General features: G+C 62.0%; 27 protein-coding genes. 7 read left to right on the top strand and 20 right to left on the bottom strand.

Annotated elements, in window-relative coordinates; translation table 11 throughout:
• Positions 1-951, bottom strand: a 951-nt coding sequence (locus tag ACFQ95_RS24935; RefSeq protein ID WP_422835488.1) for a LacI family DNA-binding transcriptional regulator, incomplete at its 3' end; no start/stop codon positions are given.
• Positions 952-1,138: 187 nt separating this feature from the next.
• On the opposite strand from ACFQ95_RS24935, the gene ACFQ95_RS24930 reads away from it, so the two are divergent.
• The 4 genes from ACFQ95_RS24930 to ACFQ95_RS24915 are packed head-to-tail and all read left to right on the top strand — an operon-like array spanning position 1,139 to position 4,494.
• Positions 1,139-1,618, top strand: coding sequence for a gluconokinase (locus tag ACFQ95_RS24930; protein WP_422835490.1), 480 nt, complete (start codon positions 1,139-1,141; stop codon positions 1,616-1,618).
• Positions 1,615-2,151 carry a TRAP transporter small permease gene (locus tag ACFQ95_RS24925; protein WP_422835486.1) on the top strand — a complete coding sequence of 179 codons (537 nt, stop codon included), beginning with the start codon at positions 1,615-1,617 and terminating at the stop codon, positions 2,149-2,151. The genes ACFQ95_RS24930 and ACFQ95_RS24925 overlap by 4 nt, the downstream gene beginning before the upstream one ends.
• Positions 2,152-2,156: 5 nt before the next feature.
• Entirely contained in the window at positions 2,157-3,449 is a 1,293-nt protein-coding gene (locus ACFQ95_RS24920) for a TRAP transporter large permease (RefSeq protein WP_422835484.1), read from the top strand.
• 28 nt (positions 3,450-3,477) lie between these two features.
• Positions 3,478-4,494, top strand: a complete 1,017-nt coding sequence (locus ACFQ95_RS24915; protein WP_422835482.1) for a TRAP transporter substrate-binding protein — start codon at positions 3,478-3,480, stop codon at positions 4,492-4,494.
• Between the two features lie 90 nt (positions 4,495-4,584).
• Here ACFQ95_RS24915 and ACFQ95_RS24910 read toward each other — a convergent pair whose 3' ends face one another.
• The 11 genes from ACFQ95_RS24910 to ACFQ95_RS24860 all read right to left on the bottom strand — a co-directional run bounded on the left by ACFQ95_RS24910 (position 4,585) and on the right by ACFQ95_RS24860 (position 15,486).
• Complete coding sequence (locus tag ACFQ95_RS24910) at positions 4,585-4,947, bottom strand: YggL family protein (RefSeq protein ID WP_422835480.1); 363 nt, start codon at positions 4,945-4,947, stop codon at positions 4,585-4,587.
• 55 nt (positions 4,948-5,002) lie between these two features.
• On the bottom strand, positions 5,003-6,187 hold the full coding sequence (locus ACFQ95_RS24905) for a lipid-transfer protein (RefSeq protein WP_422835478.1): 1,185 nt from the start codon (positions 6,185-6,187) through the stop codon (positions 5,003-5,005).
• A gap of 14 nt (positions 6,188-6,201) precedes the next feature.
• Positions 6,202-6,990, bottom strand: coding sequence for an enoyl-CoA hydratase/isomerase family protein (locus ACFQ95_RS24900; protein WP_422835476.1), 789 nt, complete (start codon positions 6,988-6,990; stop codon positions 6,202-6,204).
• Positions 6,991-7,011: 21 nt separating this feature from the next.
• Positions 7,012-7,689 carry a TetR/AcrR family transcriptional regulator gene (locus ACFQ95_RS24895; RefSeq protein WP_422835474.1) on the bottom strand — a complete coding sequence of 226 codons (678 nt, stop codon included), beginning with the start codon at positions 7,687-7,689 and terminating at the stop codon, positions 7,012-7,014.
• 31 nt (positions 7,690-7,720) lie between these two features.
• Positions 7,721-9,565, bottom strand: a complete 1,845-nt coding sequence (locus ACFQ95_RS24890; protein ID WP_422835472.1) for an AMP-dependent synthetase/ligase — start codon at positions 9,563-9,565, stop codon at positions 7,721-7,723.
• A gap of 102 nt (positions 9,566-9,667) precedes the next feature.
• Positions 9,668-10,528 (bottom strand): ABC transporter ATP-binding protein, encoded by an 861-nt coding sequence (locus tag ACFQ95_RS24885; RefSeq protein WP_422835470.1) that lies wholly within the window; start codon positions 10,526-10,528, stop codon positions 9,668-9,670.
• Between the two features lie 26 nt (positions 10,529-10,554).
• On the bottom strand, positions 10,555-11,742 hold the full coding sequence (locus ACFQ95_RS24880) for an ABC transporter substrate-binding protein (RefSeq protein ID WP_422835468.1): 1,188 nt from the start codon (positions 11,740-11,742) through the stop codon (positions 10,555-10,557).
• Positions 11,743-11,778: 36 nt separating this feature from the next.
• Positions 11,779-12,828: a branched-chain amino acid ABC transporter permease gene (locus ACFQ95_RS24875; protein ID WP_422835466.1), complete on the bottom strand. Its 1,050-nt coding sequence runs from the start codon at positions 12,826-12,828 to the stop codon at positions 11,779-11,781.
• 239 nt (positions 12,829-13,067) lie between these two features.
• Entirely contained in the window at positions 13,068-13,952 is an 885-nt protein-coding gene (locus ACFQ95_RS24870; RefSeq protein WP_422835465.1) for a branched-chain amino acid ABC transporter permease, read from the bottom strand.
• Positions 13,949-14,797, bottom strand: a complete 849-nt coding sequence (locus tag ACFQ95_RS24865) for an ABC transporter ATP-binding protein (protein ID WP_422835464.1) — start codon at positions 14,795-14,797, stop codon at positions 13,949-13,951. The genes ACFQ95_RS24870 and ACFQ95_RS24865 overlap by 4 nt, the downstream gene beginning before the upstream one ends.
• A 167-nt stretch (positions 14,798-14,964) precedes the next feature.
• Entirely contained in the window at positions 14,965-15,486 is a 522-nt protein-coding gene (locus ACFQ95_RS24860) for a GNAT family N-acetyltransferase (protein WP_422835463.1), read from the bottom strand.
• A 95-nt stretch (positions 15,487-15,581) separates the two neighbouring features.
• On the opposite strand from ACFQ95_RS24860, the gene ACFQ95_RS24855 reads away from it, so the two are divergent.
• The gene (locus tag ACFQ95_RS24855; protein WP_422835462.1) at positions 15,582-16,178 is read left to right on the top strand and encodes a helix-turn-helix domain-containing protein; all 597 of its coding nucleotides are present in this window, start codon (positions 15,582-15,584) and stop codon (positions 16,176-16,178) included.
• On the opposite strand, the gene ACFQ95_RS24850 is transcribed toward ACFQ95_RS24855, so the two are convergent.
• The gene (locus ACFQ95_RS24850) at positions 16,148-18,253 is read right to left on the bottom strand and encodes an HD domain-containing phosphohydrolase (protein ID WP_422835461.1); all 2,106 of its coding nucleotides are present in this window, start codon (positions 18,251-18,253) and stop codon (positions 16,148-16,150) included. The genes ACFQ95_RS24855 and ACFQ95_RS24850 overlap by 31 nt on opposite strands.
• 134 nt (positions 18,254-18,387) lie before the next feature.
• Here ACFQ95_RS24850 and ACFQ95_RS24845 point away from each other — a divergent pair, with 134 nt between their 5' ends.
• The gene (locus ACFQ95_RS24845; protein ID WP_422835460.1) at positions 18,388-18,561 is read left to right on the top strand and encodes a hypothetical protein; all 174 of its coding nucleotides are present in this window, start codon (positions 18,388-18,390) and stop codon (positions 18,559-18,561) included.
• 407 nt (positions 18,562-18,968) lie between these two features.
• The gene (locus tag ACFQ95_RS24840; RefSeq protein ID WP_422835459.1) at positions 18,969-19,214 is read left to right on the top strand and encodes a hypothetical protein; all 246 of its coding nucleotides are present in this window, start codon (positions 18,969-18,971) and stop codon (positions 19,212-19,214) included.
• Between the two features lie 239 nt (positions 19,215-19,453).
• On the opposite strand, the gene ACFQ95_RS24835 is transcribed toward ACFQ95_RS24840, so the two are convergent.
• The 7 genes from ACFQ95_RS24835 to ACFQ95_RS24805 all read right to left on the bottom strand — a co-directional run.
• On the bottom strand, positions 19,454-20,932 hold the full coding sequence (locus ACFQ95_RS24835; RefSeq protein ID WP_422835458.1) for an NAD-dependent succinate-semialdehyde dehydrogenase: 1,479 nt from the start codon (positions 20,930-20,932) through the stop codon (positions 19,454-19,456).
• A 48-nt stretch (positions 20,933-20,980) separates the two neighbouring features.
• The gene (locus ACFQ95_RS24830) at positions 20,981-21,661 is read right to left on the bottom strand and encodes a GntR family transcriptional regulator (protein WP_422835456.1); all 681 of its coding nucleotides are present in this window, start codon (positions 21,659-21,661) and stop codon (positions 20,981-20,983) included.
• A gap of 81 nt (positions 21,662-21,742) precedes the next feature.
• Entirely contained in the window at positions 21,743-22,678 is a 936-nt protein-coding gene (locus tag ACFQ95_RS24825) for a 4-hydroxyproline epimerase (protein WP_422835454.1), read from the bottom strand.
• On the bottom strand, positions 22,675-23,721 hold the full coding sequence (locus tag ACFQ95_RS24820; protein WP_422835452.1) for a branched-chain amino acid ABC transporter permease: 1,047 nt from the start codon (positions 23,719-23,721) through the stop codon (positions 22,675-22,677). Before ACFQ95_RS24820 ends, ACFQ95_RS24825 begins: the two co-directional genes overlap by 4 nt.
• A gap of 182 nt (positions 23,722-23,903) precedes the next feature.
• Complete coding sequence (locus tag ACFQ95_RS24815; RefSeq protein WP_422835450.1) at positions 23,904-24,806, bottom strand: branched-chain amino acid ABC transporter permease; 903 nt, start codon at positions 24,804-24,806, stop codon at positions 23,904-23,906.
• Positions 24,807-24,858: 52 nt separating this feature from the next.
• Positions 24,859-26,055, bottom strand: a complete 1,197-nt coding sequence (locus ACFQ95_RS24810) for an ABC transporter substrate-binding protein (protein WP_422835449.1) — start codon at positions 26,053-26,055, stop codon at positions 24,859-24,861.
• A gap of 62 nt (positions 26,056-26,117) precedes the next feature.
• Positions 26,118-26,669, bottom strand: a 552-nt coding sequence (locus tag ACFQ95_RS24805; protein WP_422835447.1) for an ABC transporter ATP-binding protein, incomplete at its 5' end; no start/stop codon positions are given.

Raw genomic sequence — 26,669 nt, 5'->3', positions numbered from 1 at the left:
CAGCAGCATCGTCGCGGCCGCAGCGCCGATGGCGGCGCGCGGGGTGCGCACGGTGGTCAGCGGGGGCAGCATCTGGTCGCTGCCGGCCAGGTCGTTGAAGCCCACCACCGCCACGCGTTGCGGCACGGCGATCTGGCGGCGCAGCGCACACATGAGGGCGCCCTGGGCCAAGTCGTCGTTGCAGAAAAACATGGCATCTACGTCCGGGTGCTGGGCCAGCACCTGCTCGAACTGCTGGGCGCCGAGTGCCATGGAGGTGGGGGTCGGGTCGAGAAATTCCAGCCGCGGATCGTACAGGCCGGCTTGTTGCAGCGCCTGCTGGTAGCCGCGTTTGCGTTGCATCACGCGGTCGTCCAGTTGACCGGCGATGTAGGCGATGCGCCGGCGGCCGCTGTCGACCAGATGCTGGGTCAACACACGTGCGGCTTCGTGCTGCGACAGGCCCACGCTGTAGGTGTCGTCGGCCGCGCTGGTTTCCATCATGTGCACACAGGGCACGCCGCTTTCTTCTATGAGCCGGCGCGTGGTGCGGGAGCGGTCAAAGCCGGTGACCAGCAAGCCGGCGGGGCGGTAGGCCAGGTAGCTGCGCAGCAGTTCTTCTTCCTGGTCGGGGTCGTATTGGGTGACGCCGATCAACGTTTGGTATCCGGCCTGCAGCAGCTTGCGTTGTACGGCTTCTAGCAGTTCCACAAACAAGGCATTGGTCAGCAGCGGGATCAGCACCGCGACCTGCGCGCTGCGCGATGAGGCCAGGGCCCGGGCCGCCGGATCGGGTACGTAGTGGAGCTGGCGTGCGGCGTTTTGCACACGTTCCACCAAGGCCGGATCGACCGCCCGGGTGCCGCGCAAGGCACGCGATGCGGTGATGGCGCTGACCCCGGCCAGGCGAGCCACGTCGTCCAATGTCAGTCGGCCGCTGGCGCGTCCGCGAGGAGCTTGAGGTTTGTTCATCTAGGCGTTAATCCGGATGCCTGGATTGTGTTGTCGAACGTAGGATAGCGCTATCCGGGATAATCCTTAATGTTGCTGAATAATTCGGTAGCAAATTTCCCTCTCAAATAGAGGTTTTGTGCGGGCTTTTGCCCGCTTTAATTTTTTCAAATGGGACAGGGCTGTCCAAGTGAGTTCATTGATTGTGATGGGTGTGGCCGGGTGCGGCAAATCCAGGCTGGGGGCCGTATTGGCCGAGAAATTGGATTGGGTATTGATCGAGGGGGATGCATTTCATCCACCCGAAAACGTGGCCAAGATGCGCGCCGGCATTGCGTTGACCGACGCAGACCGGGCCGGCTGGCTGGCTGCTTTGGGCATGGAGCTTCAGCGCCATCCCGCAGGCGCGGTGCTGACGTGTTCAGCCTTGAAGAAGGCTTATCGCGACCGACTGCGTGCGGCTTCGCCACAGCTGCGCTTTGTGCATCTGCAGCTCACACGTGAAGTGGCGCGCCAGCGGGTCGAGCAGCGCGGCGGCCATTACTTCAACAGCCACTTGGTGGACAGCCAATTCGAAACCCTGGAAAGCCCGCGTGGCGAGCCAGGTGTACTGGAAGTCGATGCAACGGCGTCGATTGAATCATTGACCGGCCAGGTTCTGGGCTGGCAGCAGGAGATCTTCAAATGAAAAACCTAGAGTCGGGTGCGGCCGAAATGTCGCCGCCCCCAGCACCGCCGAGCACCGGGCTGGCGCGCCTGATGGAAAACCTGATGGCCTTGTGTCTTGGGACCATGGCGTTGGCCGTGTTCATCAACGTGGTGTTGCGCTACGTCTTTGGCACCGGCATTTCGGCAAGCGAAGAACTGTCGCGCTTGCTGTTTGTCTGGATGGTGTTCATCGGCGCCACGCTGGCCTACCCCTTGGGTGAGCACATGACGTTCACGATGCTGCTGGCGGCGCTGCAAAAGAAGCCCGCCGCGCTGAATGCGGTGGTGGTGCTGATCCGTCTGCTGGTCATAGGCGCCTGTGTGGCCTTGGCCGTAGGGGCCTGGCAGCAAGTGGTGGTGGGGCTGGGCAGCCATTCCGTGGTGCTGGGTTATTCGACCGCACTGCTGCCGTTGCCGGCCTTGTTGTGCTCGGTGGCGATTGGTGTGATGGCGCTGTGGGAACTCGTGAAAAACAAGCCTATGGATCTTGGCCATGGCGCAGAAGTGGAGTGATGGTCATGAGTTCTGAAGCTCTTTCGTTTGTGGTGTTTGTCGGCGGCATGCTGGTGCTCATGGGCATTGGCATGAACATGGCGCTGGCGCTGGTGCTCACGGGCGCCGGCATGGCCTGGGTGCTGGATTTCTGGGACACCCAGTTGCTGGCGCAAAACCTGGTGGGGGGCATCGACAGCTTTCCTTTGCTGGCCGTGCCGTTTTTTATTCTGGCCGGTGAGTTGATGAACTCCGGTGGTATCAGCCAGCGCATCATTGCCATGGCTCAGGCCTGGGTCGGGCACATCCGTGGTGGCCTGGGTTTTGTCGCCATTGGCGCGGCTGTGCTGATGGCCAGCATGAGTGGTTCGGCCCTGGCCGACACCGCCGCCTTGGCGACCATTTTGCTGCCGATGATGCGCAAGCACGGCTACCCAGTGGCCACTTCGGCGGGCTTGATTGGTGCTGGCGGCATCATCGCGCCCATCATTCCGCCGTCCATGCCGTTCATCATTTACGGCGTGACCACCAATACTTCGATTTCGCTGCTGTTTCTCTCGGGCATCGTGCCGGGCTTGATGATGGGCGCGGGCCTGATCGTCGCCTGGAAACTGGTGCTGCGCAAAATGGACCTGCCAGGTGGCACAGCCTTGCCTTTGGCCGAGCGGCTGCGTGCCACGGGCAAGGCCTTCTGGGCATTGCTGATGCCGGTGATCATCATAGGCGGCATGAAGACCGGTGTGTTCACACCGACCGAAGCCGCGGTTGTGGCGGCCTTCTATGCCCTGGTGGTGGCCTTGTTTGTGCACCGTGAAATGAAGCTGTCGGAGATGCGCGGCGTGCTGGTCCGGGCCGCCAAAACCACCTCCGTCGTGCTGTTCCTCGCGGCTGGCGCCTCTGTCGCCAGCTACATGATCACGCTGGCCGATTTGCCCAGCGTGATGGTGGATTGGCTGGGCCCGCTGGTCGACAACCCACGCATGTTGATGGCGGCCATGATGATTGTGCTGGTGTTGGTGGGCACGGCGCTGGACCTGACGCCGACGATTCTGATCTTCGCCCCGGTGATGTTGCCGATTGCCGTCAAGGCCGGCATTGACCCGGTCTACTTCGGGCTGATGTTTGTGCTCAACGGCTCGATTGGCCTGATCACCCCGCCCGTGGGCACGGTGCTCAACGTGGTGGCCGGCATCGGCCGCATCTCCATGCACAGCGTGGTCAAAGGTATCAACCCGTTCCTGATCACCTACATGGCGATCCTGGTGCTGTTGGTCGCCTTCCCGCAACTTGTGACCGCGCCTGTGGCGTGGATGCGCTAGATTTTTTAACCATTCCAAAGGACTTGAAATGAAACCCGTCGTTCGACGTACCGTTCTCGCCACCGTGGCCGCACTGGCCCTTGGCGCTGCCGCCCCTTCTTTTGCCCAGGAAATCAAAACCCGCATCATCCGTTTTGGTTATGGCTTGAACGAGCAAAGCAACCAAGGCCGCGCGGCCAAGGTGATGAGCGATGCCATCGCCAAGGCATCTGGTGGCAAGATGAAGATGCGTGCCATTGGCGCCGCAGCCCTGGGCCCGGACACCCAGATGCAACAGGCCCTGATTGGCGGCGCCCAGGAGATGATGGTTGGCTCTACCGCCACGTTGGTGGGCATCACCAAGGAAATGGCGCTGTGGGACACGCCTTTCCTGTTCAACAACACCCAGGAAGCCGACGCCATTCTGGACGGCCCGATTGGCCGCAAGGTCATGGACAAGCTCGAAGAAAAAGGCCTTGTGGGCCTGGTCTACTGGGAAAACGGTTTCCGCAACCTGACCAACAACAAACACGCCGTCACCAAGCTGGAAGACCTGGACGGTGTGAAGCTGCGCGTGATGCAGAACGAAGTGTTTCTGAGCAGCTTCAAGACCCTGGGCGCCAACGCCATTCCGCTGCCGTTCTCCGAGTTGTTCAGCGCGCTGGAAACCAAGACGGTGGACGGCCAGGAGAACCCGTTCAACACGATTCTGTCGAGCAAGTTCTACGAAGTTCAAAAGTACCTGAGCATCACCAACCACGTCTACAGCCCCTGGATCATCCTGGCCAGCAAGAAGTGGTGGGACGGTTTGTCGAAAGACGAAAAGAAGGTCTTGATGGACGCCGCCGTGGCCGCACGTGACTACGAACGCAAGGACACGCGCGAAGAGGGCGCCAAGGCCCTGGCCGATCTGAAGTCCAAGGGCATGCAGATCAACGAACTGGCTCCGGCCGAAGCCGCGCGTATGCGCAGCAAGCTGACGACCATCAACGGCGGCATCGCTTCCAACATTGGCCAGCCGCTGTGGGATGAAACCCAGGCTGCCCTGGCCAAGATGCGCAAGTAAGCCGTTGGTGAGCGCGAGGCATTCAATGTCGCGCGTGCCGGCTGCATAAAAAAATCCCGCCTGGTGCGGGATTTTTTTTTGGGGCTTCACTTAGGCCATGTATTGCGGCCCTTCGTGCCAGCAATCGACCAGGTCACCCACGGTGGTTTCCTTGACTTCCGGCCGTGAGGCGTACCAAGCCTTGACGGCTTGACGGTCTTCTTCAGTGGCTGAGCCACGATCGAACTTGGACACAAAGCCGAAGTCCACGCCGCCGCCGTAGGCCAGGCCGCGCGCTTCGATCACATCGTCCAGAAATGCGCTCAAGAACACATCTTGCTCGCTGCGGCTGAGTTCCTTTTGCAACTCGGCCGACAAGGTGAAGCCGAGTTCCTGAAACTCCGCTATGCGCAGCTTTTTCCTTTGGCGCCGGCTGCGGTTGCGGGACAAAGGTGGGTTGAGTTTCATGGTCATGGTGTTTGGCTCTCAATGGATAAGCCCAGCATTTTATGGAATCGCCGCAAGCCGCTTACACCCGCTCGTAAAGTGTCACCACACAAGCGCCACCAAGCCCCAGGTTGTGCTGCAGTGCCAGGCGCGCGTCTGCCACCTGGCGGCGCTCGGCCGTGCCGCGCAACTGGTGGACCAGCTCGGTGCATTGCGCCAAGCCGGTGGCGCCGAGTGGATGGCCCTTGGACAGCAAACCGCCCGAGGGATTGGTCACAAAACGGCCGCCATAGGTGTTGTCACCCTCGAGCACAAATTTTTCTGCCTCGCCCTCGGCGCATAAACCCAAGCCTTCATAGGTGATGAGTTCGTTGTGGGCAAAACAATCGTGCAGCTCCACCACCTGCACGTCTTTCGCATCCATTCCCGCTTGGGTATAGACCTGATTTGCGGCGGCACGCGTCATGTCTAAGCCGACCAGTTGGCGCATGTCGTGGGCCTCGAAGGTGGAGGCCGTGTCGGTGGTCATGGCCTGCGCGCGGATGCGCACCTGGCGGCTGAGGCCGTGGCGTTGCGCAAACGCTTCGCTGCACACAATGGCCGCCGCGCCGCCACAGGTGGGTGGGCAGGCCATCAGCCGTGTCATCACGCCGGGCCACATCACCGGCGCGGCCAACACTTCTTCTTCTGTCACTTCTTTGCGAAACAAGGCCAGCGGGTTGTTCACTGCATGGCGGCTGGCCTTGGCGCGGATCTTGGCAAAGGTCGACAACTGTGTGCCGTACTGCTGCATGTGCGCCAGACCGGCGCCGCCGAAGTAGCGCAGGGCCAGTGGCACACCTTCCACTTGCAACAAGGCATCGGCCTCGGCTTCAAACCTGTCGAACGGGGTGGGGCGGTCTTCATACACCGAACCGAGTGCACCAGGTTTCATCTGCTCGAAGCCCACGGCCAAGGCGCAGTCCACGGCGCCGGAGGCCACGGCCTGGCGCGCCAGAAACAGCGCGGTCGAGCCGGTGGAGCAGTTGTTGTTGACGTTGATCACCGGCACACCCGTCATGCCCACGGCATAGGCGGCGCGTTGGCCGCTGCAGGAGTCGCCGTAGACGTAGCCGGCGTAGACCTGCTGCACCTTGTCGTAGTCCAAATGGGCGTCGGCCAGCGCGGCGCGCATGGCCTGTGCGCCCATCTCATCGTAAGAGGCGCTGGCGCCGGGTTTGGCGAAAGGGATCATGCCCACGCCAACAACATAAACGTCTTGTGCCATGCTGGCTCCCGGATTTATTGCCCCGTAAAGGTGGCGGCTTGTTTGTTGAGGAAAGCATGCACCGCGCCCTTGAAGTCTGCGGTGCGCGCGCTGGCCTGGAAGTTCTCGCGCTCGGCATCCAATTGCTCGGGCAAGCTATGGTCAAACGACTGGCGCAGCAGCCGCTTCATGCGGCCGTAGGCCAGCGTGGGCCCGGCCGCCAGGCGCTGCGCCAATACCTGTGTGGCGGCCGCCAGTTCGGCAGCGGGCACCACGCGGTTGACCAGGCCCAGGCGCAGCGCTTCGGCGGCGTCGAAGGTGTCCGATAACAAGGCAATCTGCATCGCGTTGCGCAAACCCACCAGGCGTGGCAGGTGCCACGAGCCCGACACATCGCAGCTGGCGCCTACGTTGGCATAGGCCAGGTTGAAGCGTGTGGTATCGGCCGCAATCGCCAGGTCACAGGCCAGCGCCAAACTCAGCGAGCCACCGGCCACCGCACCGTGCAGGCTGGCGATCACGGGTGCGTTGAGCGCGGCCAGAATCAGCACCACTTCGTGGGCATAGGTGATGAGTTCTCCGGCGGTTTCTGCTGCGTTGTGCTGCAGGGCCGCCAGGTCACCGCCAACACCATAGGCACGGCCGTTGCCCCGCAGCACCACCACGCGCAGCGTGCCATCGTCCTTGAGTTCGCGGCAGATGGCCAGCAGCGCCTGGGCGGTGGGCACATCGAGCGCATTCATGGCTTCGGGGCGGTTGATGCTGATGGTGGCGATGCCGCCGTCGCGGGTGAATAGAACCGGTGCAGTTTCTGGCGCAGACATGGTGGGCTTTCGTTGAAGGTTTTAAACAGCTTTCAGCTTGCGGCGTGGCGTGCTTTTGGCAGGCAGTGGCGCGGTCTTCTGCACACACAAGCCGTTGGACAACAGTGCAATACATTGGCGCGCGATGTCGTCTGGCGTCCACGCACCATCGGGGCGGTACCAACGGCCTATCCAGCTCAGGGCGCCGGCCAGGGTGAACGCGGCCAGCTTGGGGTCGCAGGGCGCAATCGTGCCTTCGGCAATGCCTTGGCGAATCAGCTCGCGAAATTCCAGGTCGATGGCGGCCTTGATGCGGCGCAGCTTTCGCTGGCTCTCGGGTGGCAGCGGATCTTCACCCACGCGGATCAAACACATGCCAAAGTCCATGGTCACGATTTCTGTGTACTGGTGCATGGCGGCCACCAGCTTGTCGAGCGCGCTGCCGCCGGAGGCACCGGCTTTGGTGATGGCGTCCTGCATCATGGTCAGGCCGATGCGCACACATTCAAACAGGATTTCGTCCTTGTTCTTGACGTAGTAGTACAGCGTGGGCTTGGTCACGTGCAGGCGCTCGGCCACCTCGTCGAGTGTGGCGGCCATATAGCCTTTTTCGTTGAACACCTGCGCGGCCATGCGCAGCACGGCCTCGCGTTTGTCTATGCGCACCTGCTCGCGGTCGGCGCTGGGCGCCCAGGGGGAAACGAGTTTGCGGGAGGTCAAAATGCGTCCGAAAGGTTGGCAGGCCAGAGGTCTAGCGGTACATCGCCTCGATCTCGGCTGCATAGGTTTTGTAGATGCTGGCGCGGCGCACCTTCATGGTGGCGGTGACTTCACCGTCGTCGTGGTCCAGCTCCTTGGTCAGCAGGTGGAAGCGCCGTATGCGCGACACCTCGGCGAGTTTCGCATTGCCCTGGTCAATTTCAGCCTGCATCAGCTCGCGCACGGCCTCGGATTCGACCAGCGAGCGAAAGTGGGTGAACGAGACGTTGCGTGCCTCGGCCCATTGGGCGGTGGCGTCAAAGTCGATCTGCACCAGCGCGGCCACAAAGCGCCGCGCATCGGCCACGATCACACATTCCTTGATGAAGGGGCTGCCCTTCATGGTGTTCTCCACCTCGGACGGCGTGAGGTTCTTGCCGCCGGCGGTGATCATGATGTCTTTGAGCCGGTCGACAATGCGCAACGCACCGTCCTTGGCTTCCACCACGTCGCCGGTGTGCAGCCAGCCGTCGACAATGCTGCCGGCCGTGGCCTCGGGGTTTTTGTAGTAGCCCTTGAACACCACCGCGCCACGGATCTGCAATTCCCCTTGGCTGGAGAGCCTGTGCTCCACACCCAGCGTGGGCACGCCCACCGTACCGGGCACCAGCTGGCCGGGGCGCTGGCCCAGCACCATGCCGCTGGACTCGGTCATGCCGTAGACCTCGAGCAGCGGGATGCCCAGCGTGCGGAAAAACAGCACGATGCTGGGCGAGATCGGCGCCGCACCCGTGAGGGCCACCTTGACATCGCGCAGGCCTATGAAGTTTTGCAGCGCGCGGAAGATCAGCCCGTAATAAATGGCGAACTGCAGCCGCTCAGCCAGCGTGCGTTGCACTGGTGTTTTGAAGGCAAACGGCGCACAGGCGCGCATGCCGGCCTCGAACAGGCGCTGGCGCAGGCCACCGGCCTCGTGCATCTTCAGCGAAATCGCCGAGTGCAGTTTTTCCCAGATGCGTGGCACGCCGAGAAACATGCTGGGCGCGACTTCGCGCAGGTCTTCCTGCACGGTGCGGATGGACTCGCCAAAGTCGACGCGCGAGCCCAGATACACCGGCACAAACACCGTGAGCATCTGCTCGGCCACGTGGCACAGCGGCAGATACGACAGGTGCGAGGTTTGCGGTGTCAAACCCAGCCTATCCACAATGCCCGGCGCCATGGCCGCGATGTTGCCGTAGCTGATCATCGCGCCCTTGGGTTTGCCGGTGGAGCCCGAGGTGTAGATCAGCAGCGCGGTGTCGTCCAGCGTTTGGCGTGCGAGTACGCTGTCGACGAAGGCACCTTCGGTTGACGCAGCGCCAAGTGCTTCCAACTCCGCAAAACCGATCACCAGACCTTCGGCCTGGGCGGCGGTGTCGCGCAAGCCCTTGGTTTCCATCACCACAATCTTTTTCAGGCGCGGCAACTGGGGCAGGGCTTCGAGCACCTTGTCCGATTGTTCCTGGTCTTCACACACCACGATCTCGGCATCGGCATGGGCCAGCACGTAGGCAATTTCGTTGGTTGGGCTGGTGGCGTAGACCCCCACCGTCACACCACCCACCAGACCTGCTCCCAGTTGGCTCAGCACCCATTCAATGCGGTTCTCCGACAACACACCGACATGGCCGCCATCCTGCAAACCCACGGCGCGCAGACCCAGGCCTATGTGTATGGCGCGCTGGTGGTACTGCTGCCAGGAGATGGGTTTCCAGATGCCGTATTCCTTTTGGCGAATGGCGGTGGCACCGGCTTGTGTGCGTGCGCGCTCGCGCAGCATCTGCGGCAGGGTGAGCTTGCAAGACGGATCAAACATGGGGCACCTCGGCGCTTGATGGCGGGAAGGATGTGGCATCCATATGGGGCACCCGTGGAACTGGCTTCGCCAGGCCACAGGGTGCGCCCCCTGCAAGGGGGTAGGCGCAGCGACACGCAGTGCGCGAAGACTGGGGGTGTTTCATGACAACCAGCGTTTACGGCGTTTGTAGTGCTTCAGGTCTTTGAAGCTTTTGCCCGTGCCTTCCTGTCCCACGCCGAGATAGAACTCGCGCACATCGGGGTCGGCGGCCAGTTTTTCGGCGGTGTTGTCTATCACCACCTTGCCGGTTTCCATGATGTAGCCGTAGTGCGCCACGGCCAGCGCGATGGAGGCGTTCTGCTCCACCAGCAGCATGGAAACCCCTTGCTCGGCGTTGATGCGCGCAATGATCTCGAAGATGGTTTCCACCAGCACCGGCGACAGGCCTAGCGAGGGTTCATCGAGCAGGATCAGCTTGGGCTCGGCGATCAGCGCGCGGCCTATGGCCAGCATTTGTTGCTCGCCGCCAGACAGGTAACCGGCGAGCCCCTTGCGCCGTTCGTGCAGCCGTGGAAAGTATTCATACACCTTGTCGAAGTCGACCGCCGAGGCGCGTTTGCCGCTGAGGGCGTAGGTGGCGGCGATCAGGTTTTCTTCTATGCTCAGGTCTTCAAATACATGCCGCCCCTCCATCACGTGGAACAGGCCCGAGCGCACCAGGCCGTGTGGTGTGTCATGTCGCGTGTCGCGCCGGTCAAAACGAATGTCGCCACGCGGCATCTCGCCGTTCTGCAACTGCAGCAGGTTGGAGATGGCCTTGAGTGTGGTCGACTTGCCCGCACCATTGCTGCCCAGCAGTGCCACGATCTGGCCGCGCGGCACACTCAGCGACAAGCCGCGCAACACTTGCACCGCCTTGTTGTAGACCACCTCGATGTTGTTGATTTCGAGGATGGGCGGCACGCTGCCTTCGGCGGATGCTTCTGGCAGCGGGGCGTGTGTTGCGGTGCTGGGTGCCATGGGGTCGAACACGTTTTTTGCCTGCTTTATTGCGTGAGATTGATCCAGTCCGAGGCCGCGACCATCTTCTGCTGCTTGAAGTCGGCGCGGTAGATGCGGCCAATCGGGATGGAGTTGCCCTTGATCGACAGCGGCACACCGATCAAGCCACCGGTGTCGAAGTTGCGAATCGAGCTGAGCGCTGTCTTCATGTTTTTGCCTGTGAGTTCGTTGCCAGCCTCCAGCGTGCGTCTGGCGGCCTCGGTCAGCAACATGGCGCTCAAGAAGCCCTGGATGTAGCCCGTGGTCTGGTACTCGGGGCGCATCTTGCGAATGCGCTCCAGCATGGGCGACTTGCCTTCGGTGTCGTAGTAGTAGCGGTAGGGCATGACGCCCAGAAAGCCGTCGGCCTGCGCGCCCATGCGCATCACGGTCTGGTTGTCCATGCTCCAGAAGGTGCCCATGAAGGCCGTCTTCAGATTCAACGCCTTGGCCTGGTTGATGAACTCGGGAATCGGCGCCGAAACATAACCGTGGAAGATGGTGAAGTCGGGGTCGGCACGGCGCAGTTTGATGACCTCGGCCGACACGTCCACGCTGGCGGGCGGGGTGACGATTTCCAGCGCCAGGTTCAGACCCAGCTTCTTGCTTTCGGCGCGTGCGGCTTCTACCGGGTCTTTGCCGAATTCGGTGTCGGAGTAAACCAGCGCAATCTTGGCGCCGGGTTTGGTCTTGGTGATGTACTGCAGCAGTATGCTCACCATCTCGCTGTAGTTTGGCCCGACCATGAATTGCAGCGGGTACTTTTGCGCATCGCTGATTTCCTTGGCAAACGAGGCCCCGGTCATGAGGATGTTCTGGTTGCGCTCCAGCTCGGGGTTGACAGTTTTGCAGAACGCGGTGGAGTCGGCGTAGTACAGGCTTACCTTGTTCTGGCTGGTGATTTTCTTGAACGCGGCCATCGACTGGTCGACCTTGTAGGCCGTGTCTTCCGGCACGTAACGCACCTTGCGTCCGGTGATGCCGCCGCCTTCGTTCAGTATGCTCAGGTAGTCCTTGATGCCCAGGTCTATGCCAATGCCGGCGAAGGCAAACACGCCGGTCAGCGGAATCGAGCCACCAAGCACGATGTCTTCCTTGCTGGCGGCCGGTTTCTGCGCCCACACGGCGGGCGCTGCGGCTGCAATCGTGGCACCAGCGGCACTGGCCAGGACGTTTCTGCGCGTACGGTTCATGGTTGTCTCCTTATGGTTTTGACGGACTTGAACAAACTAGGTGCGGAAGGGCCAAAGATGAAACACGCGGCGCACGCGGCGCCACATCTCCGCCAGGCCGAGCGGCTCGAAGATCAGGAACAGCACAATCATCAAACCGAAGACGATGGTGCGCACCGGCGAGAGGATCAGTGCCGCGTTGCCGCCCATGGCCTCCAGCGGCAGCCAGCCCACCAGCAGCTTCAGCAACTCGGGCACCAGGGTCATGAAGGCGGCGCCCAGCACGCTGCCGAGAATGCTGCCCATGCCGCCGACAATCACGGCGGCCAGGAAGAAGATGGACATCACCAGCGGAAAACTCTCGGGTGTGACCGCGCGAAAGAAATAGGCGAACAAGCCGCCGGCCACACCCGCATAAAACGACGAGATGGCGAACGACATCAGCTTGTAGCGCAGCAGCGAAATGCCCAGCACTTCAGCCGAAATGTCGCGGTCGCGTATGGCGATGAATGCGCGGCCTATGCGTGTGCGAAACAGATTCGCCGCGCCCAGCAGCATCATGGCGGTGATGGGCACGATGACCCAATACAGCTTGAACGAGTTGTCCAGCTCCAGGCTGAAAAGTTTGGCCGGTGGCACGGTCAGGCCGCTGCTGCCGCCGGTCAGGCTGGTGAAGTGCGAGAACAGAAAATGTGCCATCACCCCGGCCGCAATGGTGGCGATGGCCAGGTAAAGGCCTTTGACGCGCAGCGACGGCAGGCCCACCAGCATGCCCGCCAACATGGCGACAAAACCACCGGCCAGCAGGTTGAGCCAAAACGGCGTGCCCCAGCGGATCTGCAGAATCGCCACGGTGTACGCGCCCAGCCCCATGAACGCCGATTGGCCCAGGCTCACCAGCCCGGTGTAGCCGGTGAGGATGTTCAGCCCGCTGGTGCTGGCCACGTTGATGGCGACCAGGCAGGCGAGGTAAAGCCAGTAGTCGTCGGCGACAAACGGGAACAGGCACAGGGCCACGGCAAACAGCGCCAGCCAAGCGCGCTGCGTGGGGCTGTCGAACAGGGCCGTGTCGGCCGCATAACTTTCCTTGGCGGAACGGATGCGCATTGGAGCCTAGGAAAAGTAGTTGGACACGCCCGATGGCGTTGCGAGCGGCATGGCTGGGTAGGCGAGACAACGCAGCGGGCTCGTGCCCGCAAGGCGGAGCAACGCCCCCAGACGTGTCGCCCGCAGCGCAAGCGGGTGTGTAGCGTGATTGGGCCACTGCGGCGAAATTAGACGGTCGGGATATTTCATACGAATGAGCGTTTCTGAAGTTCGCAAGCGGTCAACTGCTTTTTCTAGGCTCATAGCCTTTCTATCTCATGGGTACCGAACAAGCCGTAGGGCCGCACGACGAGGATCAGCACCAGCAGTGTGAAGGTGGCCAGAATTTTGTATTCGCCGCCGAGGTAGAAACCGGTCAGCGCTTCGATCAAGCCGACGAACAGCCCACCGACCAGCGCGCCGAGCACGCTGTCCAGCCCGCCAAAAATCACCACCACCAGCACCGACAGGCCAAAGATGCCCATGGCCGAGGAGATGCCACCAATCGAGCCGACCACGATGCCGGCCACCCCGGCGATCATCGCGGCCACCACCCAGGTCAGCGAGAACACACGCGGCACGTTGATGCCCATGGAATAGGCGGCAGCCTGGTCGGATGCCGTGGCGCGCAAGGCCACGCCGCCGCGCCAGAAACGAAACACCAGCAACACCGTGGTGATCAGCAGCACCGCAATCCAGAAGCCGTAGAAGATTTTGGGTGATACAAAAGCCTGGCCGATTTCAATTGGCTTGGTGGGCAGGAATTCGGGCAGGCGCTGCTGGTCGGCGGTCCACACCAACTCCACCAGGCCCACCAGAATCGACGACAGACCCACCGTGACCATGAACGACGAGATCGGTGATTCACCGAGCATGGGCCGTATCATGGTGCGCTCCACCAGCGCGCCAAAAGCGCCACACACCAGCAAGGCGCCAGGAATGGCCAGCCAGATCGGCAAACCCATGCCAGCCGAAAAGGCGAAGAAGATGTAGGCGCCTATCATCAGCATTTCGCCGATGGCGATGTTGACCACACGCGTAGCCTTGTAGATCATCACAAAGGCCAGGCCCGTGAGGGCGTACAAGCCACCCGTGCCCAGGCCGGCGAGGCTGATTTCAAACAGCAGCCACCAGTCGATGTTCATGCGGCCACCTTGGTGTTGGCTGTGGGACGCACGGCTTGTTTGAAACGTGCGCGTAGCGCTTCGATGTTGCCCGAACCGAGGTAGGCGTTGACCACCTCAGGATTGGCCTGCACCTCGGCCGGCAGGCCTTGCGCAATCACCTGGCCGAAGTTGAGCACCACCACGTGGTCGGATAAATCCATCACCATGCCCATGTCGTGTTCCACCATCAGCACGGTGATGCCCCATTCGCGCCTGACCTCGAGGATGAAGCGCGCCATGTCTTCGGTTTCTTCGCGGTTCATGCCGGCCACGGGTTCGTCGAGCAGCAGCAACTTGGGGCGCATGGCCAACGCGCGCGCCAACTCCACGCGTTTTTGCAGGCCGTAGGAGAGCGAGGCCACGGGCGCTTTGCGGATGTGGTCTATCTCCAGGAAGTCGATGATGCGTTCTTCAATCTCCTGGCGCAGCGCATCTTCTTCGCGGCGTGCGGCCGGGGTATAGAACAGCGCGGCCAGCGGGCCGGTGCGCAGGTGGCAATGGCGGCCGAGCTTGATGTTGTCGAGCACCGTCATGCCGCGAAACAGCGCGATGTTCTGGAAGGTGCGCGCCAGGCCCAGTGCGGCGCGTTTCGGCGGCGCCACGCCGCTGATCGCCTGGCCTTGGAAGTGGATGCTGCCGGCCGACGGCCGATAAAAGCCCGAGATGGTGTTGAAGACGGAGGTCTTGCCCGCGCCATTGGGGCCTATGACCGAGGTGACGCTGCCCGGCTGCACCGAAAAGCTGACGCCACGCAGCGCCTTGACGCCACCAAACGTCAGGGTGAGATCCTGCACTTCCAGCAATGCACCTGCCGCAGATTCCAAGCTGTCTCCTTGTGCCCGGCTGGCGTGGCAAGGACTGCTGGCCGCCGGTGTCTACTTTGAAGTAACCTGGCGAATGCTAAGTAAAACGACTGGCGGGTGCAAGGCTAGGAAAGGGCTTCGGGCTAGGTGTTTCCCCGTTTCGGGTTCGCCCGCGTTCATATCATTGATCAGCCGTCTACCGGGTTAGTTGGCGACTCAAACGTGCGCTGATAAAACGCCACATCCAGCCAACGGCCGAACTTGAACCCGGCGTGTTTGACCGTGCCCGAATGTTCAAACCCCAGGCGTTCGTGCAGCGCAATGCTGGTGTTGTTGCTGGCGTCGATCGCGCCCACCACGGTGTGCAAACCGTTGGCTTGCGCCTGGCGAACAATCTCTTCCAGCAGCTTGCGCCCCAGGCCCAGACCGCGGCTGTTTTTCTCGACGTAGATCGAATGCTCCACCGTGTATTTGTAGGCCGGAAACGCGCGGAACGTGCCGTAGCTCGCAAAGCCCAGCAGCTTGCCGTCGGCATCTTCCACGCCGATCACGGGAAAGTTGTTGGCGCGTTTGGTGGCGAACCAGGTGACCATGTTGTCCAGCGTGCGCGGTTGGTAGTCGTACAACGCGGTGGAGTTGACGATGGCGTCGTTGAGTATGGCCAGGATGGCGCTGGCGTGGCGCTCTTCGGTGCAGGTGATGAATGACATGGTGGCCTCTTGGCTTGCAAATTTAGATGCTGTGATGTTTGAATCGTACACTATGAGAGATTCATAATCCAATATAAGAAACACCACGGTACAACATGCCCACCACCGCAATCGCCACCGCCATCGATCCAAACGAGAACATCGACACGCTGATTGCTTCGCGCTTGCTGGCGTTGCGCCAGGCCCAGGGTTTGAGCCTGGCAGATCTGGCGGAGAAGTCGGGCGTGAGCAAGGCCATGATCTCCAAGGTGGAGCGTGCCGAAAGCAGCCCCACAGCGATGCTGCTGGGCAAGCTGGCGGCTGGCCTGGGGGTGTCGCTCGCGCAGTTGCTGACCGAAGACAACAACCCCGTGCGCCGCCTGTACAAGCGTGCGGAGCAGGTGGTGTGGCGCGACCCAGAGCTGGGTTACCGGCGCCGCCAGATTCTGGCGCGCAGTGCACAAAGTGGCGTCGAGCTGATCGAGGTGGAGTTGCCCCGGTCTACACAAGTGAGCTACCCGCAATGGACGGGCAACCCCTACCAGCAATGTTTGTGGATGCTGGAAGGCAGCCTGCGTGTGGACTACGGCGACGAGCGTTTTGAACTGGAGCCCGGCGACTGCCTCAACTTTGGCGTAGACCGCCCCCTGGTGTTCAAGGCCTTGGGGCGCAGCGCTTGTCGTTATGTTTTGGTAATGTCTTCTGCGGCGTGAGGTGTGAGGTAGGGCGTGATGTCCACCTCGTCCATCTGGCTGGGGTGCAGGAAACGTTCGCCGTATCGGCGGTAGACGCCGCTGGTCAAGAACAGGTCGAACAACACCGGGTCGATGTGGCCGTCTTTCTTGAAGAACGACAACACCTTGACCGACTCTGAGAGGGTCTTGGCCTTTTTGTAAGGCCTGTCGGCGGCGGTCAAAGCTTCAAAGATGTCGGCAATCGCCATGATGCGCGCGGGAATGGAAAGTTGGCTGCCATCGAGCTTGCGCGGGTAGCCGCTGCCGGTCAGGGTTTCGTGGTGGGTGCCCGCGTATTCGGGCACGCGCTGCATGTGTTTCGGGAAGGGCATGGCATCGAGCATCACAATCGTCTGGATGATGTGCTCGTTGATCTTGAAGCGTTCCTCTTCCGTCAGCGTGCCCCGGCTGATGCACAGGTTGTAGATCTCGCCGCGGTTGTAAAGCTGCTCGGGCACCTTGACCTTGAAACCGTATTTGGGATCGAGCGCGCGGTTGTAGGGCCGGGGCACGATGTGGCCGGTCTTGTCGGCCAGCAGGGTTTCGGGCGCGGGCAGGGGCGGTGGTGGCACATCACCCAGGCGCGAGGTCTCGTCTTGCGACAGGCCCAGCCGGTCATCAAAGTGGCGCAGCCAGCTTTGGGCAGAGATGGCACGCACCCGTTCCATCTTGTCGGGTGCCATGAATTCGCCGCCGATATTGGCCTCGGCAATAAACGCGAAGTCTTCTAGCAACTGCTTTTTTCTGGACTCGAATTCGGCCCAAGCGCTTGCTGGGTCTGCGCCAGCAGCTATGTTTTTCAGGGTCGCGATCTCGGCATCGCGCAGCAGCACCTCAAAGCGTGTGCGCACCTCGTGGATACGGTTGTAAATGGTCTCCAGCTTGGTGGCCTTGTCGACCACATACTCGGGTGTGGTGACCTTGCCGCAGTCGTGTAACCAGGCACCGACGCGGAACTCGTGCCATTCTTCTTCGGTGCGAAAGCCGAAGTCGGCCAGCGGGCCTTGGCTCAGCTTGCTGGCTTCTTCAGCCAGCATCATCGCCAGCTCGGGCACACGCTCGCAGTGGCCGCCGGTGTAGGCGCTCTTGGCATCCACGGCGCCGGCCACTAGGCGGATGATGGCGTCCATCAGTTCCCTTTGCGCTTGGATCAGGTTCTGGTTTTCCAAGGCCACGGCCGACTGCGCGGCGAGTGCTTCGACAAAACCCACCACCTCGGGCTCAAAGGGCGAGGGCTGCGGGCCGGCGGCGCGGCGTACACTCAGCAACTGCAGCACGCCCAAGACCGTGCCTTTGTGCGGCGTGAGCGGCACGGTGAGCAGGGCGCCGAGTTCCATGCCTACCGACCTGCCAAATGCCACCACGCCGCTCAGGTCAAAGCGATCTTCATTGGCGACGTTGTTGATGATCAAGGTCTCGCCGGTGCGCGCCACCTGCACCACCGGTTTGATGCGGCCTTCTCCGGGCGATGGCTCAATCGCGAACTGAATGCCTTCTTGGGTTTCTTCACTGGTGCGCAGGGCCATACGGATGTGGCCATCGTCGGTGCGCAAAAACAGCGTGGCGGCACTGCAGTCGGCAATGTCGCGTGCACGAAAGAGGATGTTGCGCAGCAGCTTTTCGCGGTCGGTCTCGCGCCCCAGGGCTATGCCGCCTTCGACCAACTGGGCGAGCTTGGACTTGGCGATCTCCAGCGCGGCCGTGCGCTGCAAGATGGAGTCGTGCATCACCTCCTGGGCGTGGCCTAGGGCGTTGACCTCGTAAAGAAAGGAATGCACGTGGCTCGGCCGTTCGGAAAAGTCTAGACGGCGCAATTGCTCGGAGTGGCGCGCCAGGGCCGCCAATGACAACACCACTTTCTTGGTGCCAAAGTAGCCCACAGGCACCAGGATGAGCAAGAACGTGCCGGCCATCAGCAGCATCTCCAGCCGGGTGTTTTCCAGCACGGCGGTGAAGTCGCTCACAGGTGCCAGCACCAGCATGCGGTAGGTTTTTTGCGGAATGGGCTGGATCGCGCGCGTAGCGATCACAAATTTGCGGTCGGCCAATGTCACGCTGCCCCCCCAGGTTTTTGTCGGGGCTGGTTTTGAGCAAGGCCAGTGCGTCTTGCAGCACTTTGGAGGGGATGTCTTGCAGATTCGTCAGCGCGCTGGTCTTGGGCGCGGCGTAGTCCGGGTTGCCGCTGCGCATGGCCAGGATGTTGTTCTCCGGGTCGAGCACCACGACGGCGGTGTTGGGTGTGAGGCTGAAGCGCATCAGCAATTCCGACACGGCGGCGAGCGTGATGTCTACGCCCAGCACGCCATCGCTTCCCTTGACCGCCGTGGCCAGGGTCAGCCCCAGTGCGCCGGTGCTGCCGTAGTTATAGGGCGTGGAGGCGATGACCTGGTTGCTGCGGCGGGCATCCTGAAACCACGGCCGGGTGCTGGGGTCGAAGCTGGCTTGCACCTGCGCGGTATCGATCACGCGTGAGTTGCTGTCGCGGAACTGCCAGCTTTCGGTGCGTTCACCAGAAGCGCTGCGGCGGATGATGCGCACCGCGTGGTGCGTGCCTTCGGGGGCGTTGAGTGCGGCGCGAAGCTGCGGGTCGTTCTTGATCAGAATGACTTGCAGAAAATTGGCATCGGGAAAGGCGTAGAAGATCGAGTAGCGTGACTCTTGCGCGGTCAGCGCGCGGATCAGGGTGGGGATCAGCGATTCGGCCACCACGGCCTGGCCCGAGCCGGACATGCCCACCGGGGCTGAACCGGTGACCTCGACAAACCGGCGTTGATTGGCCAGGTCTTCATTGATCTGGCCGATGGCGTGGCTGGCGATGAGATCAAATTTTTCGGCCGCATCGGTTTCTGCGAGGGTGCCGAATTTGCTGAAGACTATCCAGAGGAAGGCGGCCGTGAGGGCCAGTACCAGCACGGCGCTCAAACCAAGGAGCCAGTGCTGGAACTTGAAAACCATTCGCTCGGGAACCAGTTTTTTCATCAGGCGGCAATTGCTCCGAATTTGAAACAATTCTAGGCCGCAAACGACAAAACGATAGAGCTTAGATCAGGGCTAATCTTCCTATCGTCTCTTGTGAAGCGCTGCCGAAAGAGTGCCGTTACACCTCAGATTTCTTGGCTTGATAAGTGCCACTAAAGCATATTGAATATGCGTAAGGCGCTTTTGTTTTGATAGCGATCTTGTGCTGAAGTAAATCCAGAAGCCAGCAAATGGCTGGAGGCGCCATTCGTGTACCGCAAGGTTTCAAACTTGCTTCAGCGCAATATGTCGCCCAGGCAGAGATACTTCAATTCGGTGTATTCGTCCATGCCGTGGCTGGAGCCTTCGCGGCCCAGGCCGGACTGCTTTACGCCGCCAAACGGCACGTGTTCGGTGGCAATCACGCCGGCGTTGATGCCCACCATGCCGTACTCCAGCGCCTCGGCGACACGGTAGATGCGGCCTATGTCGCGGCTGTAGAAATAGCTGGCCAGGCCGAACTCGGTGTTGTTGGCCGCGTCAATCGCTTCTTGCTCGGTCTTGAAGCGGAAGATGGGCGCGAACGGGCCAAAGGTTTCTTCGCGTGCGCACAACATGTCGGACGTGGCGTCGGCGACCACGGTGGGCTCGAAGAACTGGCCCGGCAGGCGGTGGCCGCCGGCCAGCAGGCGAGCGCCCTTGGCCAGCGCGTCGTCCAGATGGCGCTGCACTTTGTCCAGCGCGGCATCTTCGATCAACGGGCCTTGCACCACACCCTCGTCAAAGCCGTTGCCGACCTTGAGCGCAGCCACCTTGGCGGCGAACTTGGTGACGAAAGCATCGTAAACACCTTCCTGCACGTAGAGGCGGTTGGCGCAGACGCAGGTCTGGCCGGCGTTGCGGTACTTGCTGGCGAGTGCACCTTCCACGGCCGAATCGATGTCGGCGTCGTCAAACACGATGAAGGGGGCGTTGCCGCCCAGTTCCAGGCTCAGCTTTTTGATGCTGGGCGCGCTTTGCGCCATCAGAATGCGGCCGACTTCGGTGCTGCCGGTGAAGCTGATGTGGCGCACCACATCGCTGGCGCAGATCAGTTTGCCAATGGCGATGCTGCCTGCGCTGTCCGATGTCAGCAGGTTCAGCACCCCGGGCGGCATGCCGGCGCGCTGTGCCAGTTCGGCGGCGGCCAGCGCGGTCAGCGGTGTCAGTTCGGCCGGCTTGATGACCACGGTGCAACCTGCGGCCAGGGCCGGCGCCACCTTGCGCGTGATCATGGCCAGCGGAAAGTTCCACGGCGTGATGGCCGCACACACACCGATAGGCTGGCGCAGCACCGTCAGGCGGCGGTTGTTGTCGAACTGCGGCAGGGTTTCGCCGTTGACGCGTTTGGCCTCTTCGGCATACCACTCGACAAAGCTTGCGCCATAAGCCACTTCGCCCTTGGCCTCGGCAAAGGGTTTGCCTTGCTCGGCGGTCATGATGCGGCCCAGGTCGGACTGGTTCTCCATCAGCAGGTTGAACCACTTCAGCAGAATCGCGTGGCGCTCTTTGCCGGTCTTGTTGCGCCAGGCGGGCCAGGCGGCGTTGGCGGCGTCAATCGCGGCTTGGGCTTCTGCCGGGCCCAGATTGGCGACATCGGCCAGCTTGGCGCCGGTGGCTGGGTCGTTGACGTCAAAGCGCGCCGAGCCGGCGATCCACTGGCCGCCCACCAGGGCATCGGTCTTCAGCAGGCTGGGGTCGTTGAGCAGGGACAGGGGAGCTGTTTGGGTGTCCATGAAGCGGGGTCCTGGGGCGGGTTAAAAAACGGTGACGGGCTGGCGTGATCACTTGTCGATGACACGCCTGGCGAACTGCTCCAGGTAGTTGAGCAATTGGTTGGCTCCCGCCATGGCGGCGGTCTCATCGCCGGAGGCAATGCCTTCGGCCAGCAACATGTGGGCGCGCGCACCTTCCGCGATTTCACCTTCGTGTTGGTAAGCGTACCAAAAGCGGCGGCATTGCACGATCAGCGGCACAACACACTTGACGGCAGAGTGGTTGTGGCTGGCCTGGTGGTTCACCTGGTCGAGTTCGTGGTCGGCAACCATGTAGTCGGTGAGGTTGCCGCGTCCCGCCGCCTTGACCATTTTGGCGGCGCAGAGAACGATTTCCTTGCGTTGCTTGGCCGTGGCGCGGCGCGCAGAGCAGGCGGCGATCAGGCATTCGAGCACGCGCCGGGTCTGCACCACGTCCAGGTGGTCGGCCAGGTCTATGTTCGACACCAGCAGGCCGCGCCTGGGCTGCTGCACGATCAGGCCACTCGACACCATGCGCAGCAGCGCTTCGCGCACCGGCGTGCGGCCCAGGCCGGTGCGCTCGGCCAGGTCGGCCTCGACCACCGGGCTGCCAGGTTCGAGTTGCAGCGTGACGATCATGCTCTCCAACGCATCGAAGGCGACGTCGGCTGCACGGCGCTTGGGCGCGGCAGCGGGGGCGATGGGCAGATGGGTGGGGGCTTGCGTCATGGGCTCGCGTAAGGAAATCGGGCGTCTATGGCATTGTCCCACCAGTGCCGATGCCGGGTCCCGGTGGCCGGTCAATGGGGTTCAAAGACGTATGCCCCAGCCGAAAGGATCATCGTCCTGGATCAACAGCGTGGCCTCGGCGCTGATGTGGGCGCGGCCACGGATGGTGGGCAGCACCTGGCCGTCCTGCAGCGTGTAGCTGGCCTCGAACACGCTGCCGATCACACTGGCCTGGCGCCAGACTTCGCCGGGTGCGAGTTTGCCGTCGGCCGCCAGGCAGGCGATCTTGGCGCTGGTGCCGGTGCCGCAGGGCGAGCGGTCGTAGGCCAGGCCGGGGCACAACACGAAGTTCTTGCTGTCGGCACCGGCGTCGTCTGCCGCAAAAATCTCGATGTGGTCGATCTCCGCGCCGTCTTTGCCGCTAACGCCTTGGGCGGCCAGCGCCTCGCGCAGCAGCGAGGTATAGGCCGTCAGCGCGGCCAGGTTGTCGCTGGCCACACGCTGGCCGTGGTCGCTCACCAGAAAAAACCAATTGCCACCCCAGGCCACATCGCCATACACCGTGCCATGGCCCGGCAGCTCCACGGCCACGCTGTGCAGGTGGCGGTAGGCCGGCAGGTTGTGCACGCTCACGGCGCCATCGGCATGCAATGTTGCGGTGACGGTGCCCACCGGTGTTTCGATGCGGTGGCTGCCGGCGCTGATGCGGCCCATGTGGGCCAGCGTGGCGATCAGGCCAATGGTGCCGTGACCACACATGCCCAGGTAGCCCGCGTTGTTGAAGAAGATCACGCCAGCGGTGGCGTCGGGCGCCACCGGCTCGCAGAGCAGGGCGCCCACCACCACGTCGCTGCCGCGCGGCTCGAGTACCGTGGCCGCGCGCCAGGCGTCGTGTTCGGCGGCCAGCAGGGCTTTGCGTTCGGCCATGCTGCCGTGGCCAAGATTGGGGAAGCCGCCGACCACGAGACGCGTGGGTTCGCCGCCGGTGTGGGAGTCAATGACCTGTATGGTTTTCATGTCGGTGTGCTGGTCGCTGTAAATGGGCTTGCAGGATTTTGGCCGTTTGCCGATGCTGAATGATTGTGCGGCGGCTGGGCAACTGGCGCAGCTTGGCGCTTGCGCTGCAGCCAGGCTTCCCATTCACCCACAAGGCCGCGGCGGAAAAAGGAGACACACACCACAAAGGTCAGGCCGGTGATGATGGTGACCACGCCGCCGAGTTCGGCCAGATAGTTTTGCAGGCTGACCACCAGGGTCGCGCCCACCACCGGGCCCCAACTGGTGCCCAGGCCGCCTAGCAGTGTCATCAGCAAGGTCTCGGTGGAGGTGGTCAACATCACGTCATTCAGCGCCGACAGTTGCAGCACCAGGGCCTTCATGGCGCCGGCCAGGCCGGTGAAGGCCGCCGACAGCATGAACGCATAAAGCTTGCAACGGTCGGTGTCGTAGCCCAGGGACACGGCGCGCGGCGCGTTGTCGCGCAGCGCCTTGATGGACTGGCCGAACGGCGAATGCACGATGCGGTGGATCGCCAGAAAACCCGCCACAAACACCGCCAGGGTGAAGTAGTACATGTGGTTGTCCTCCGACAGATCCACCACGCCTAGCAGCTTGCCGCGCGGAATACCCTGCATGCCATCTTCACCACCGGTCCATTTGAGCTGCACCGCCAGGAAGTAGGCGATCTGCGACAGCGCCAGCGTGATCATGGAGAAGTAGATACCGGTGCGGCGAATCGCCAGGGTGCCGATCAACCAGCCAATCGCCGTGGCCACCAGCACACCCGCCAGTATGGCAAGCTCCACCGGAAAGCCGTGGTCGGCCAGCTTGATCATGAGGTAACCGGTGGTGTAGCCGGCCCAGCCAAAAAACGCGGCGTGGCCAAACGACACCAGGCCGGTGAAGCCTATCAACAGGTTGAAGGCCAACGCGAAGAGTGCATAACACAGCACCTTCATGACAAACACCGGGTAGGCGATTTCCGGGAATACCGGCACCAGTAGGGCTGGCACCAGCAGGGCCAGCAGGATGCGGATGGGGGTTGGAATGTTTTTCAGCATAGTGCTCTCCACTGAGCGGGCAGGACGCAAGAGGTCGACACGGGGCCACACGGGAGATACCGTGGAACCGGCTTTGCCGGGCCACTGGTATCGCCCTCTTGCAAAGGGGGTTGGCGAAGCGACATGCGCCATCGGTGCGATGCACCCATGTCGGGGAAGTGCGCGCAGACTGGGGGATTCATTTATTTCTCTTTTCCGAACATTCCGGCGGGGCGGGCGAGCAGCACCACGGCCATAATCACGAACACCACCACGGTGGAGCCTTCGGCGTAGAACACCTTGGTCAAGCCTTCGAGCAAGCCGAGCGCCAGGCCGGTCAGAATGGCGCCCATGATGGAGCCCAGGCCGCCTATCACCACCACCGCAAACACGATGTTGAGCAGGTTGGCCCCCATCAGTGGTGTGATCTGCATGATGGGCGCCGCCAGCACCCCGGCAATGCCGGCCAGCGCCACGCCAAAGCCATAGGTCAGGGTGATCATCAACGGGATGTTGACGCCAAAGGCCTGCAGCAGTTTCGGGTTTTCCGTGCCGGCGCGCAGCAGCGCGCCGAGCTTGGTTTTCTCGAACAGATACCAGGTCACGGCGCAGATCAGCAACGAAGCCACGACCACAAAACCACGGTAGATCGGCATGAACATAAAGCCCAGGTCCACACCGCCTTGCAGCAGTGCCGGCGGGTCATAACTAGCACCGGAGATGCCATAGAAGTGGCGGAACGTGCCCTCCAGGACCAGCGCCACACCAAAGGTCAGCAGCAGGCCGTAGAGGTGGTCCAGGTGGTAAAGCCGTTTGAGCAGCGTTTTCTCGAGCAGCACACCGAGCGCACCGACGAAGAGCGGCGCCACCACCAGCATCAGCCAGAAGTTGAGCTGAAACTCTGGCCCCAGCAACATGGGCAGCTGGGTGAAGCCAATCCAGGCCAGAAAAGCCGCCACCATGAACTGTGCACCGTGTGTGAAGTTGATGATGTTGAGCAGGCCAAAGATGATGGCCAGGCCCATGCTCAGCACGGCGTAGAAACAGCCGTTGATCAGGCCCACCAGCAGTTGTGCCATCAGGGATTGCATCGGAATGTCGAACATAGTTTTTGACTGCTTGGGTTCGGGGAGGGGCGTATCAACGGCGCGGTGGCGGTTATTTCGCCGCGACCTGGCAGGCCGGGCTGATGGCCGGGTAGACGTCCGCACCCTTCAGCACCGACTTGACCTTGTAGTAGTCCCATGGCGCCTTGGACTCGGCGGGCGACTTCACTTGCAGTAGCAACATGTCGTGCACCAAGGCGCCGTCATCACGCAGTTTGCCGTTGCGTATCACGGCATCGTCTATGCTCATCTTGCGCAACTGCGCCATCACCGCCTTGGCCTCGTCGGTGCCCGCGGCCTGCACGGCCTTCAGGTAGTTGAGCGTTGCCGAGTAGACCCCGGCTTGTGCGGCGGTGGGCATGCGTTTTTGTTTCTCGAAAAACTTCTTCGACCAGGCGCGTGAACGCTCGTCAAAGTCCCAGTAGAAGGCTTCGCTCAAGTACATGCCTTGGGCTTTTTCCAGGCCAATGCTGTGTACGTCGGAGATGTAGGTCAACAGCGGGGCCACCACTTGTTTGCGGGTGATGCCGTATTCGTTGGCTTGTTTGATGGCGTTGACGGTGTCGTTGCCCGCATTGGCCAACGCGATCACGTCGGCACCAGACGATTGCGCCTTCAGCAGGAAGGAAGAAAAGTCGCTGCCGGGGAAGGGGTGGCGCGAGCTGCCGACCACCTTGCCGCCGTCGGCGACGATGACCTCGGATGCGTCTTTTTCCAGCGAGTGGCCGAAGGTGTAGTCGGCGGTGATGAAGTACCAACTCTTCTTGCCTTCCTTCACCAATGCGCGTGCGGTGCCGGCCGCCAGGGCATAGGTGTTGGTGGCCCATTGTGCGGTGAGGGCGTTGCATTTTTCACCCAGGATGGCGGTAGCCAGGCCCGAGGACGGCATGACGATGCGGTTCTTCTGCTTGGCGATTTCCATCACCGCCAGTGCGGTGGATGCAGTGGGGAAGTCGGTCACCATGTCGACCTTGCCCTGGTCGAACCAGCCGCGTGCCAGGTTGGCCGCCACGTCGGGTTTGTTCTGGTGGTCGGCAAAGACTAGCTCCACCGTCTTGCCCAGCACCTTGCCACCCATCTCGTCTATGGCCAGGCGTGCGGCCGTCACCGAGCCCTGGCCCGACAGATCGGAGTAGATGCCGGAGAGGTCATTCAGCACACCGATCTTGACGACGTCGTCGCTGACCTGGGCCTGGGCTGCGAGGGCTGTGCAGGCGGCCAGGGCAACAGAAAGTTTCTTGAAATGCATGAAGAACTCCAGAAGTTGAGATGGATGGAAACGAGAGAGGGAAGGGATACAGGGAAGAAAAATCAGATGCCCAGCAAGGCGTCGAGCCGGCCTTGTTTGGTGGCCACTTCGCTGCTGTCTATGGTCTCGACCACGCGGCCGTGTTCGATCACGTAGTGCCGGTCGGCCAGGTGTTTGGCGAAGCGGAAGTTCTGCTCCACCAGCACCAGCGTGAAGCCCCGCGCCTTGAGTTCGCGTATCACCTGGCCAAGCTTTTGCACAATCACCGGCGCCAGGCCTTCGGTGATTTCGTCGAGCAGCAACAGGTTGGCGCCGGTGCGCAGAATGCGCGCCATGGCCAGCATTTGTTGTTCGCCACCCGACAGGCGTGTGCCGGGGCTGTGTGCGCGTTCCTTGAGGTTGGGAAACATGGCGTAGATCTGCTCCAGCGACATGCCGCCTTCGCCGACCTTGGGCAACAGCAACAGGTTTTCTTCAGCAGTGAGCGAGGCGTAGATGCCGCGCTCTTCGGGGCAGTAACCCAAGCCCAGGCGCGCAATGCGGTGTGGCGGCATGCTGATGGTTTCTTTGCCTTCCACCATGATCGAGCCCGTGCGTTTGCCCACCAGGCCGAG

The sequence above is a fragment of the Variovorax sp. HJSM1_2 genome (assembly GCF_049316285.1).
Lineage (GTDB): Bacteria > Pseudomonadota > Gammaproteobacteria > Burkholderiales > Burkholderiaceae_C > Rhodoferax_B.
Note: the sequence above shows the minus strand (reverse complement) of the source record. Positions and strands in the feature narration are given on the sequence as shown.

What these genes read in the sequence shown, in the direction of transcription:
- ACFQ95_RS24920 (WP_422835484.1), top strand. Translation starts at nt 2,157, where the DNA reads ATGAGTTCTGAAGCTCTTTCGTTTGTGGTGTTTGTCGGCGGCATGCTG.
- ACFQ95_RS24915 (WP_422835482.1), top strand. Translation starts at nt 3,478, where the DNA reads ATGAAACCCGTCGTTCGACGTACCGTTCTCGCCACCGTGGCCGCACTG.
- ACFQ95_RS24880 (WP_422835468.1), bottom strand. Translation starts at nt 11,742, where the DNA reads ATGAACCGTACGCGCAGAAACGTCCTGGCCAGTGCCGCTGGTGCCACG.
- ACFQ95_RS24930 (WP_422835490.1), top strand. Translation starts at nt 1,139, where the DNA reads ATGGGTGTGGCCGGGTGCGGCAAATCCAGGCTGGGGGCCGTATTGGCC.
- ACFQ95_RS24835 (WP_422835458.1), bottom strand. Translation starts at nt 20,932, where the DNA reads ATGGACACCCAAACAGCTCCCCTGTCCCTGCTCAACGACCCCAGCCTG.
- ACFQ95_RS24870 (WP_422835465.1), bottom strand. Translation starts at nt 13,952, where the DNA reads ATGAACATCGACTGGTGGCTGCTGTTTGAAATCAGCCTCGCCGGCCTG.
- ACFQ95_RS24925 (WP_422835486.1), top strand. Translation starts at nt 1,615, where the DNA reads ATGAAAAACCTAGAGTCGGGTGCGGCCGAAATGTCGCCGCCCCCAGCA.
- ACFQ95_RS24860 (WP_422835463.1), bottom strand. Translation starts at nt 15,486, where the DNA reads ATGTCATTCATCACCTGCACCGAAGAGCGCCACGCCAGCGCCATCCTG.
- ACFQ95_RS24875 (WP_422835466.1), bottom strand. Translation starts at nt 12,828, where the DNA reads ATGCGCATCCGTTCCGCCAAGGAAAGTTATGCGGCCGACACGGCCCTG.
- ACFQ95_RS24855 (WP_422835462.1), top strand. Translation starts at nt 15,582, where the DNA reads ATGCCCACCACCGCAATCGCCACCGCCATCGATCCAAACGAGAACATC.
- ACFQ95_RS24815 (WP_422835450.1), bottom strand. Translation starts at nt 24,806, where the DNA reads ATGTTCGACATTCCGATGCAATCCCTGATGGCACAACTGCTGGTGGGC.
- ACFQ95_RS24885 (WP_422835470.1), bottom strand. Translation starts at nt 10,528, where the DNA reads ATGGCACCCAGCACCGCAACACACGCCCCGCTGCCAGAAGCATCCGCC.
- ACFQ95_RS24910 (WP_422835480.1), bottom strand. Translation starts at nt 4,947, where the DNA reads ATGACCATGAAACTCAACCCACCTTTGTCCCGCAACCGCAGCCGGCGC.
- ACFQ95_RS24830 (WP_422835456.1), bottom strand. Translation starts at nt 21,661, where the DNA reads ATGACGCAAGCCCCCACCCATCTGCCCATCGCCCCCGCTGCCGCGCCC.
- ACFQ95_RS24845 (WP_422835460.1), top strand. Translation starts at nt 18,388, where the DNA reads ATGGCCAGGATGTTGTTCTCCGGGTCGAGCACCACGACGGCGGTGTTG.
- ACFQ95_RS24905 (WP_422835478.1), bottom strand. Translation starts at nt 6,187, where the DNA reads ATGGCACAAGACGTTTATGTTGTTGGCGTGGGCATGATCCCTTTCGCC.
- ACFQ95_RS24890 (WP_422835472.1), bottom strand. Translation starts at nt 9,565, where the DNA reads ATGCCACATCCTTCCCGCCATCAAGCGCCGAGGTGCCCCATGTTTGAT.
- ACFQ95_RS24820 (WP_422835452.1), bottom strand. Translation starts at nt 23,721, where the DNA reads ATGCTGAAAAACATTCCAACCCCCATCCGCATCCTGCTGGCCCTGCTG.
- ACFQ95_RS24825 (WP_422835454.1), bottom strand. Translation starts at nt 22,678, where the DNA reads ATGAAAACCATACAGGTCATTGACTCCCACACCGGCGGCGAACCCACG.
- ACFQ95_RS24810 (WP_422835449.1), bottom strand. Translation starts at nt 26,055, where the DNA reads ATGCATTTCAAGAAACTTTCTGTTGCCCTGGCCGCCTGCACAGCCCTC.
- ACFQ95_RS24900 (WP_422835476.1), bottom strand. Translation starts at nt 6,990, where the DNA reads ATGTCTGCGCCAGAAACTGCACCGGTTCTATTCACCCGCGACGGCGGC.